The sequence below is a fragment of the Chromobacterium sp. FG22 genome, from assembly GCF_057809415.1.
On sequence record NZ_JBMDJX010000013.1, the window covers coordinates 128,386 to 138,848 of the forward strand.

5 protein-coding genes are annotated in these 10,463 nt (G+C 63.7%); 2 read left to right on the top strand and 3 right to left on the bottom strand.

What is annotated here, in order from left to right; all coding sequences use genetic code 11:
- Positions 1-2 precede the first annotated feature (2 nt).
- From ACODSD_RS14510 to ACODSD_RS14520, 3 genes are all read right to left on the bottom strand, one after another.
- Entirely contained in the window at positions 3-3,893 is a 3,891-nt protein-coding gene (locus ACODSD_RS14510) for an amino acid adenylation domain-containing protein (protein WP_488877680.1), read from the bottom strand.
- A gap of 703 nt (positions 3,894-4,596) precedes the next feature.
- Entirely contained in the window at positions 4,597-5,070 is a 474-nt protein-coding gene (locus ACODSD_RS14515) for a single-stranded DNA-binding protein (protein ID WP_488877681.1), read from the bottom strand.
- Positions 5,071-5,117: 47 nt separating this feature from the next.
- A complete protein-coding gene (locus ACODSD_RS14520; RefSeq protein ID WP_488877682.1) occupies positions 5,118-6,479 on the bottom strand; it encodes an MFS transporter in 1,362 nt (453 codons plus the stop codon).
- A 177-nt stretch (positions 6,480-6,656) separates the two neighbouring features.
- On the opposite strand from ACODSD_RS14520, the gene uvrA reads away from it, so the two are divergent.
- Together uvrA and ACODSD_RS14530 are read left to right on the top strand one after the other, a co-directional pair.
- Positions 6,657-9,488 carry an excinuclease ABC subunit UvrA gene (gene uvrA / locus ACODSD_RS14525; RefSeq protein WP_107800187.1) on the top strand — a complete coding sequence of 944 codons (2,832 nt, stop codon included), beginning with the start codon at positions 6,657-6,659 and terminating at the stop codon, positions 9,486-9,488.
- A gap of 142 nt (positions 9,489-9,630) precedes the next feature.
- On the top strand, positions 9,631-10,077 hold the full coding sequence (locus ACODSD_RS14530) for a VOC family protein (protein ID WP_081545504.1): 447 nt from the start codon (positions 9,631-9,633) through the stop codon (positions 10,075-10,077).
- Positions 10,078-10,463 lie beyond the last annotated feature (386 nt).

Below are 10,463 nucleotides of genomic sequence, written 5' to 3' on the forward strand. Positions count from 1 at the left end.
GCTTAGGCCGGCTGCGCCTGCCGCTGCGGGCTGGGGCTGAGCGGCGTCCGTCGCTGCAGCTCGGCGGCGAATTGCGCGCCGAATTGTTCCAGGTACTGGCGTTGCAGCAGGCATTCATGCGGCGCGTTCACCTCGTACTCAATCAGCTTGCCGGAGACGTAGGGCTGCCAGAGCGACGGCTGCTGGTCTTCGGGGCGCAGGATGTCGGTGGTGGCGCGGATGAAGATCAGGTCGCCGTCGTAACGCTGGTAGCGGCAGCGGGCGAGCAGTTCCAACATCAGCTTGGAGTCGTTCACCAGCCGGGTCAGAAACTCCTCGCCGACCTGGCTGCCGCCCAGAACTTCTTCCATTGCGCTCTTCAGCCCCTTGATGCCGGCGCGCGGCGCGCCGACGATGGCCCGGGTCATGCGGGTGATGATGGTGGCGTCGTCCAGTTTCAGCGAGGCTGGCCCGCCCTGCAGCGGATAGCTGTCGAACATGCACAGGAAGCTGACTTCGTGGCCGTCGGCCTGCAGCATGGCGGCCAGGCGCAGCGCCAGATTGCCGCCCACCGACCAGCCCGCCAACTGGTACGGCCCCTGGGGCTGCACCGCCTGGATGCGTTGCCGGTACTCCTCCGCCAGTTCGTCCAGCGATTCGACGACGCGTTCCGGGTCGCGCAGTATCGGCGACTGGATGGCGTACAGCGGCTGGTCCTCGGGCAGGAAGGGCAGCAGGCCGGCATAGGGCCAGGCGATGCCGCCGCCCGGGTGAATGCAGAACAGCGGCGGGCGGCCGCCCTGGACGCGCAGCGGCAACATGGCGTCGAAAGGATCGCTGAAAGCGGCGGGCCGTTGCAGGCGCAGGGCCAGCTGGCGCGGCGTGGGGGCGGCCAGGAAGTCGGCGATGCCCAGCGAGACGCCGAAGGTTTCCCTGACCCGGTTGATCAGTTGCAGCCCCAGCAGCGAATGGCCGCCCAGCGCGAAGAAGTTCTGATTGGCGTAGACCTCGCCGCATTCCAGCGCCGTTGCGAACAAGCGGCACATGATTTCCTCTTCAGGCGTGCGCGGCGGAGCCTGTTCGCCGTCGTCCAGCAGCGTCGGCGTCGGCAGCTCGCCGGTGGCCAGCTTGCCGTTGGGCGTCAGCGGGAAGACGGGCACCACCATGATGACGCTGGGGATCATATGATGCGGCAATTGCCGGCTCAGCGCCTGTTTCAGGCCTTCGCTGTCCAGGTCCAGCTGTTGGTTGGCCACATAGCCGACGATGGCCGGGCCGTGGGGCAGGTCCCGCAGCAAGGCGACGGCGTCCTCTACGCCGCCGCAGCCCAGCAGGGCGTTCTTGATTTCGTCCAGCTCGATGCGCAGCCCGCGCAGCTTGATCTGATTGTCCTGGCGGCCCTGATAGTGGATGCGGCCGGCGTGGTCGAAGAACACGCGGTCGCCGGCCCGGTACATGGTGTCGGCGGGGTCCAGCAGATCGGGGACGAAGCCTTTGGCCGTCAGCTCCGGGCTGTTGCGGTAACCGCGGGCCACGCCGGGGCCGCCGATGAACAGATCGCCCCAGGCGCCGGGCGGCAGCAGCCGCTGCCGCGGGTCCACCACATAGAGCCGGGTATTGGCGGTGGCGGGCCCGATGGACAGGTCGCCGTCGCCGTAGTCGGCGTTGATCGAGGTGGCGAAGGAGGTTTCGGTCGGTCCGTAGACATTGAGCAGGCGGCAGTGGGAGAAGCGCGCCAGCAGCGCCGGCGTGCAAGGTTCGCCGCCCAGCATCAGGACGGTGTCTTGCGGGAAGTCCTCGGTCTGGTGGTAGGCCAGCAGGCTGGGCGTCATGACCACGAGCTTGATGTTTTCCCGTTTCACCAGCGCGGCCAGCGGTTTGCCGGGCGCGCTGGCGACTTTGTCGCAGATGACCAGGGTGGCGCCGGCCAGCAGCGTCATCATGATTTCCAGCACCGACATGTCGAAGCCGGCGGCGATGAATTGCAGCACGCGCTGGCCGGCTTGCAGCCCAGCCGCCCGGATGGCGGTGTCGGCGATGGGCACCAGGTTGCGGTGGCTCACTTCCACGCCCTTGGGCTTGCCGGTGGAGCCGGAGGTGTAGATCAAATAGCCGGGCGCGGCGGGGTCTACGCGGGGAAGCGGTAGGGCGGCCGGCGGCAGCGCATCCAACGCCGCGGCGTCCAGGAGCAGCTGTTTTTCCGGCGCGATCCCGGCCTTGACGGCGCCGCCGCCGGCGACGATGACCGCGGCCGGCGAGGCGTCGGCCAGTATGTATTCGATGCGGGCTTCCGGCAGGTCGGGGTCCACCGGCACATAGCCTGCGCCCAGCTTGAACAGCGCAACGGCCGCGACCGCCCACTCTATGCTGCGCGATACGATGACGGCGACATCGTCCCCGGGCCGCACGCCGCGCGTCAGCAGCAGGCTGGCCAGGCGGTTGGCGCGCTCGTCCAGCTCGGCGTAGCTGAGTTCGCGCTCTCCCTGGCGCAGCGCCGGCCGATGGGCGTGGCTTAGCGCAGAGGCGGCGAAGGCGTCGGCGAAGACCGGTTGCGCGTCGGCGCGCGCCGGCAGCGGATAGCGGCGTTCTCGTTCGCCCGGCAGCAGCAGTTGGTAATCCGCGGCGAGGGTTTCCGGGTTGGCGACGAAATGCTCGAGCAGCAGAATCATCCGCTGATAGTGCAGTTCCAGCGCCTCTAGCGGGTAGAGATCGGCGTTGGCGTTGAAGCCTATCTCCAGCCGCCCGTCGGCGTTGCGGTCGAAAATGTCGATGCCGAGATGATCGGCCGGACCGTTGGCGGCATTCTGCACCGTGGCTTCGCAGCCGTCGAAGCTCACTTCCTGGTCATAAGCCACGATATTGAGCAGGGTGTTGAACAGCGGCTTGTGACCGCGTTCCGCGTACAGGTCGCGGATCATGGCCTCCGAGCGGTAGCCCTGATGCAGCAGATGGCGGCGCAGCTGGCGCTGGATGTCCGCCGCAACCGACAGCACCGTGGCCTCCGGCGCGAAGGAGATGCGCAGCGGCAGGATGTTGGCCACCATGGCCGGAATCTCGCGCAGGGCTTTCAGCTGACGGGCCGCCACCGGCATGCCCACCGCCAGTTCGCTCTGGCCGGTCATGCGGTGCAGATAGGTGGCGCAGGCCGCCAGCAGCAGGCTGGACAGACGCAGGCGGTGTTGGCCGGCGGTTTCCCGCAGCCCGTCCACCGCCGCGCCGGAGAAGGCCTTGCGCAGGCGGTTCAGCTTGCGCAGGGGCGCGTCGCCGGGGACCAGTTGGGTGGCGTCGGGCAGGTCCAGGCAGTATTGGCGCCAGTAAGACTGGTCCTTGAGATAGGACTCGCTCTGGCGATAGGCCTGCTCCGCCTCGAACACCTGGCTCAGCGGCTGCGCCGGCAGCGCTTCGATGGCTTCGCCGCGCGCCAGCCGGACATAGCAATCGGTGATGTGCTTGAACAGGATGGCGTGGCCGAAACCGTCCACCACCAGATGGGAGCCCAGCTCTATCATGCGGTGGCGACGGTCGCTCAGTTTGACGATCAGATAGCGGATCAGCGGTTGTCGGGCCAGGTCCATATCGTCGGCCAGCAAGCCGTTCAGCATGGCGGCGTAGGCCTGCTCGGGGTCCGCTTCGGCCGATAGGTCGTGCCAGGAGAAATAGGCGTCGTGCAATTCGGGGCGCAGGTGTTGCCGGTATTGGCCGGTGACCGTGTCCGTTTCGAAGGCGGCGCGCAGGGTTTCCACTTGTCTGCACACGGTCTTGATGGCCTGTTCCAGCAGCGGGGCCTGCAAGTCGCCGGTGAATTCGATCACATCGCACAGGTGATAATGGAGATTACGGCCTTCCTGGCCGATGGCCAGGCAGACTTCCTGCTGGGCGGCGCTCAGCGGGCAGATCGATTTATCGTCTAGCATAATGTTTCCAATATGGCTTTTACAGTTGTTGATATTTATTTAAAATAAAGTTAAGGGCGAATGAAGGCGCGACAAAAAAGAAGGACGCGTCGCCGCTATCGTTGCGGCTTTAGTACGGGATGGGTTTTACGGGCGGCGGATAGGCCCGGAGAGGGGCGGGTCGGTTGGCGACGCCGTGGATTGGCGTGGCTGACGGAGTACGGTGCGCGATGCGGCGTTTTTCATGGGTGCCCTGCACATGTCGTATAAGACAGGCCGAATATGTCGTTTTGATAATACGTGGAAATTATATCAATACGGCATGAAATTGACACAGTAAAATTCACTCGACATATGTCGGCGAAGTGGATTTGTCTCATTTGTGCAAACGCACATTTTGAGAGCGTCGATATCGGCTCAAGTACAGCCAAAGCTAGACACGGCAGGCGCTTAATGTTCCGAGATAGTACGATGCGGCGCAGCAAGCTGCGCCCTGGCTTGGCGGCGGACAGGGGCGGCGGGAGGGCGATGCATGCCGATTGGCGAACAGAGGAGGACGCTGACGCGCTTGCCAGCGCGGCGTTCAAGTCCGGCTTGCCTCCGGTCCGGATAAGCGGGGCGGGCGGGGGTTAGGGCGAAACAGCAAAGAAAAAGACCGAAATCCGGCGCCATCCGCTGACGGCGCCCTGTATTTCGGTCTTGTTTGACAGTGACGATCCGGTGTTTAGAACGGAATGTCGTCGTCCATGTCGTCCAGTTGCTTGGGCGCCGGGCGCTGCTCCTGGCGGCGCGGCGCGGGCGGGGCTTCCTGGCGCGGGGCCGGGGCGTTGTAGCCGTAACCATCGTCCATGCCGCCGCCGCTCATGCCGCCGCTGGAGCCGCCCATTTCATTGCGGCCGCCCTGCAGGCTCAGTTCATTGACGCGCACGTCCGGGGACAGGCGTTTATTGCCTTCTTTGTCCTGCCATTCGCGCAGGGTCAGTTGGCCGTAAACGGTTACTTGCTGGCCTTTTGCCAGGTAGTTCTTCAGCGATTCACCGCGCTTGCCCCATACCTGGCAGCTGAACCAGTTGGTGCTCTTGCGCTCGCCAAAGCCGATGTCGCTGGCTACGCGGAACGACAGTACCGGCTCACCGCTGGGGGTGTAGCGCAGTTCGGCGTCGGCGGCCAGACGGCCGTCAAAGGTGATGCTGTTCATCAGATGTCTCCGAATAAAAATCTAAATATTTGGCCTGTCGCCGCAGCTCAGAACGTGGCTCCGATCAGGCGCTGCACCGTCGCCTCGTCCCACTGCCGCTGCGATACCTTCAGGTAGGCCACGCGGTCTTCCAACACGACCACGGCTTCATGCACGCCGGTCACGCCGGCCAATTGGCGGGACAGATCGCCGGCGTCGCCACGCCAGTCCTCGCCGATGTGATACATCACCGAGCGCACCGGCTTGGGCGGCCGCATGGCCAGCGACCACAGCAGCCAGGTGAGCATCAGCAGGCTGGTGAAGCCGAACACGCCGGCCGGACCGTAGCGGGTGTACAGCCAGCCGCCGACGGCCGCGCCCAGGAACAGGCCAAGGGATTGGGCGGTATTATACACGCCAATCGCGGTTCCCTTGGCATCCGCCGGGGCGATCTTGGAAATCAAGGACGGCAGCGTGGCTTCAAGAATATTGAAGGCGATGAAATACAGGCCCAGCCAGGCCACGATCTGCCAGAAGCTGTCCAGCGCCATCGCCATGCCCAGTTGGGCTGCGGCCATCAGCGCGATGGCGCCGACGAACACCTGCTTGAGCCTGGCCTTTTTCTCGCCGTAGATGATGGCCGGCACCATCAGCAGGAAACCGATCACCGTCACCGGCAGATACACCTGCCAGTGCTGGGTCTTGTCCAGATGCGCGGTCTTGATCAGCGCGAAGGGAATGGTGACGAACATCGCCATCTGCGCCGCGTGCAAGGCGAAAATGCCGTAATTGAGCTGCAGCAGCTGCGGGTCTTTCAGCACCGCCGGCAGCCGTTTAGCGTTGGCCTCGGTGTCGGAGTGGAAGCGGGAGCTGACCGGGTCCGGGATGATCAGCCAGACGCCGATCAGCGCCGCCAGCGACAGCACGCCGGTGAGCGCGAAAATGCCGTTGACCCCGATGTATTTGGCCAAGAGCGGCCCCAGCACCAGGCTGGCGGCGAAGGTGGTGCCGATGGACATGCCTATCATCGCCATCGCCTTGGTGCGGTTTTCCTCGCGGGTCAGGTCCGCCAGCAGCGCGGTGATGGCGGCGGAAATGGCGCCGGCGCCCTGGATGACCCGGCCCACGGTCAGGGTGGCGATGTCGTGCGCGCCGGCGGCGACGAAGCTGCCCAGCGCGAACAGCAGCAAGCCGCCGTAAATCACCTTCTTGCGGCCTATCTTGTCGGAGAGCATGCCCAGCGGCAGTTGCAGCAGGGCCTGGGTCAGGCCGTAACTGCCCAGCGCGATGCCGATCAGCGTGTGATTGTCCGCGCCTTTCAGGGTTTGGGCGTACAGGGCGAATACCGGCAGGATCAGGAACATGCCCAGCATGCGCAGGGCGTAGATGCCGGCGAGGCCAAGGCTGGCCCGGAGTTCTGTTGCGTTCATTCTTGTGTGCGTCGTTTGTGTTGCTGGCGGGCTGCGGCCTGCGGGCCGCGCCCCATGGTTCTAGTAACGGTCCGGCGCCGTTCCGGATGACGCCGCGCGTTAAAGACTGGTGGAGTCAGACTTGCCAAGTCAGGTATATTAACAGGTTCCCTGACCGACGGTGAGTTACGCTCCAATATGGACAGCATTCGCATTCGCGGCGCACGCACGCACAATCTGAAGAACATCAACCTGGATTTGCCCCGCCACCAATTGATCGTGATTACCGGCCTGTCCGGCTCCGGCAAATCCTCGCTGGCCTTCGACACCCTGTACGCGGAAGGGCAGCGCCGTTACGTGGAAAGCTTGTCCGCCTATGCGCGCCAGTTCCTGCAATTGATGGAAAAGCCGGACGTGGACCTGATCGAAGGTCTGTCGCCGGCGATCTCCATCGAACAGAAGGCCACCAGCCACAACCCGCGTTCCACCGTGGGCACCGTCACCGAAATCCACGACTACCTGCGCCTGCTGTACGCGCGCGTCGGCGAGCCGCACTGCCCGGAGCACGGCGTGCCGCTGTCCTCGCAAACTGTCAGTCAGATGGTGGACCATGTGCTGGCCTTGCCGGAGGAAAGCCGGGTGATGATCCTGGCCCCGGTCATTGTCGGCCGCAAGGGGGAGAATCTGGACTTGTTCGAAGACCTGCGCGCCCAGGGCTTCGTGCGGGTGCGGGTGGACGGCGAAGTGTTTGAACTCGACGCCGTACCCAAGCTGGACAAGAACAAGAAGCACACCATAGAAGTGGTGATAGACCGCCTGAAAGTGCGCGAGGACATGAAACAGCGGCTGGCGGAAAGCTTTGAAACCGCGCTGCGCCACGCCGAGGGCCGCGCCATCGCCGTGGAAATGGACAGCGCCAAGGAACACTGGTTTTCCGCCAAGTTCGCCTGCCCGGTGTGCTCCTACAGCCTGCCGGAGCTGGAGCCGCGGCTGTTCTCCTTCAACAACCCCATGGGCGCCTGCCCCAAGTGCGACGGCCTGGGCGAAATCACCTTCTTCGATCCGCGCCGCGTGGTGGCGCATCCGGAACTCAGCTTGGCCGCCGGCGCGATCAAGGGCTGGGACAAGCGCAACCAGTTCTATTTCCAGATGCTGATGGCGCTGGGCGAGCATTACGGTTTTTCTGTGGCCGAACTCGCCTTTGAAGACCTGCCGGAAAAAGTGCGCAACGTGGTGCTGCACGGCTCCGGCCGCGACAGCATCGAGTTCAGCTATATGTCGGAGAAGGGCACCAAATTCAGCCGTTCGCATCCGTTTGAGGGCATCATCCCCAATCTGGAGCGCCGCTACCGCGAAACCGACTCCTCCGCGGTGCGCGAAGAACTGGCCAAGTACCAGAACAACCAGCCCTGCCCGCACTGTCAGGGCTCGCGGCTGCGCCTGGAGGCGCGCCATGTCTTCGTCGGCGACAAGACGCTGTACGAGATCAACCAGATGCCGCTGAAGGACACCGCCGGCTTCTTCGCCCAACTGGCTTTCAGCGGCCAGAAACAGGCGGTGGCGGAGAAAATCGTCAAGGAAATCAGCGAGCGGGTGTCCTTCCTCAATAATGTGGGCCTGGACTACCTGAACCTGTCCCGTTCCGCGGACACCCTGTCCGGCGGCGAGGCGCAGCGCATCCGCCTGGCCAGCCAGATCGGCTCCGGCCTGACCGGGGTGATGTATGTGCTGGACGAGCCGTCCATCGGCCTGCATCAGCGCGACAACGACCGCCTGCTGGCCACCTTGATGCGGCTGCGCGATCTGGGCAATAGCGTGATCGTGGTCGAGCACGACGAAGACGCCATCCGCGCCGCGGACTACCTGGTGGACATGGGGCCGGGCGCCGGGGAGCACGGCGGCGAAGTGCTGGTGGCCGGCACCCCGGCGGAAGTGGCCGCCTGCGCCCATTCCGTTACCGGCGATTACTTGTCCGGCCGCCGCCGCATCGCGCTGGGCGGCGAGCGCCGCGAGGTGGATCCGGAGCGCATGCTGCGCCTGATCGGCGCCAGCGGCAACAACCTCAAGGACGTCACCCTGGACCTGCCCTTGGGCATGCTGGTGTGCATTACCGGCGTGTCCGGCTCCGGCAAGTCCACATTGATCAACGACACCCTGTACAAGATCACCGCGCGCGAACTCAACGGCGCCAGCGAAGAACCGGCGGCCTATCAGGACATCCAGGGCCTGAAGCAGCTGGACAAGGTGATCAACGTAGACCAGAGCCCGATCGGCCGCACCCCGCGCTCCAACCCGGCCACCTACACCGGCTTGTTCACCCCCATCCGCGAACTGTTCGCCGGCGTGCCGCTGTCGCGCGAGCGCGGCTACGGGCCGGGTCGCTTCTCCTTCAACGTCAAGGGCGGCCGCTGCGAGGCCTGCCAGGGCGACGGCGTGATCAAGGTGGAAATGCACTTCCTGCCGGATGTCTACGTGCCTTGCGACGTATGCCACGGCAAGCGCTACAACCGCGAAACCCTGGAAGTGCAATACAAGGGCAAGAGTATTCACGAAGTGCTGGAAATGACGGTGGAACAGGCGCTGGACTTCTTCAGCGTGGTGCCCACCGTGGCGCGCAAGCTGAAAACGCTGATGGACGTGGGCCTGGGCTATATCCGCCTGGGGCAGAGCGCCACCACCCTGTCCGGCGGCGAGGCCCAGCGCGTCAAGCTGGGACTGGAATTGTCCAAGCGCGACACCGGCCGCACTCTGTATATCCTGGACGAGCCCACCACCGGCCTGCATTTCCATGACATCGACCTGCTGTTGCAAGTGCTGCACCGCCTGCGCGAAAGCGGCAACACCGTCGTGGTGATCGAGCATAATCTGGACGTGGTCAAAACCGCAGACTGGCTGATAGATTTGGGGCCGGAAGGCGGCGCCGGCGGCGGCCAGATCATCGCCACCGGCACGCCGGAACAAGTGGCGGCCAATCCGGTCAGCCATACCGGGCGCTATTTGCAGCCTTTGTTGCAGCGCGAGCAAGGCTGATGGCAATCAAGTACAATGCGCGGATAGACAGCTTGCTGTTATAAAGAAATACCGGCGGCGGCAAGGGGCGAACAGCGTCGCCAGCCCAGCTGGACGGCGCGTCGCCCAAGGGCCATCGCATCAAAAACAATATGAGGAAGTCATGCTGACTTTAGGCAAGATCGATCACATCCACATTCGTGTGACTGACGTGCCCAAGGCCCTGAAATGGTATCAGCGCGTGCTGGCCATGGCCCCGGACCCGCGCTACAAGCACATGCGCGAAGGCCCGCACGGAGCGGTGATGTTGGCCAACGCCAACGGCGCGGTGCGCCTGGCGGTGAGCGAAGACAAGAGCGGGGCGGCCAATCATCAGGGCGATATCGCCTTTGTGGTGAGCGGCCAGGATTTTCTGGAGTGGATAGACCAGCTGGCCGGCGAGCGCGTCACCAATCGCGACGGCCAGACCATCGCCCGGGACTCCGTGCGCGACCATCGCTTTTTCTGCTCGCTGTCCTTCGTCGATCCCTTCGGCAATCCGTTCGAGATCGTCAGCTACGATCACACCTGGCTGGTGGGCAAGCTCAAGCTGAATGAACAGCTGGAGTGACAACCGTCATCCGCAACTAAAACCGCCGGTCTAGCGCCGGCGGTTTTTTATTGCTTATTTGTGTTCTTGCTGTGATTTTTTATGATGTTAATCATGTCTATATCGACGAGATTGCTCTCAATTATTATTAATTTTCTGTTAATTGTTACGAAATAGACTGTTGTATTTATCGCAGAAATTTTACTGGATATTGACTAGATACATTGACGGCATATGACATTGGTGGGCAAATTCTCGCAAATCGTAAATTTGTGTTGCCGCCATGGAACTTTCCGCATCTTTTCCCGAGCCTTCGTCTGAGGACTCCGATCAAGCGCTTTCAGCACGGCAGGATTTGGGCTTGCTGGGCCTGGTCCTGCTGGCCCAGTTCCACGGCGTAGCCGCCG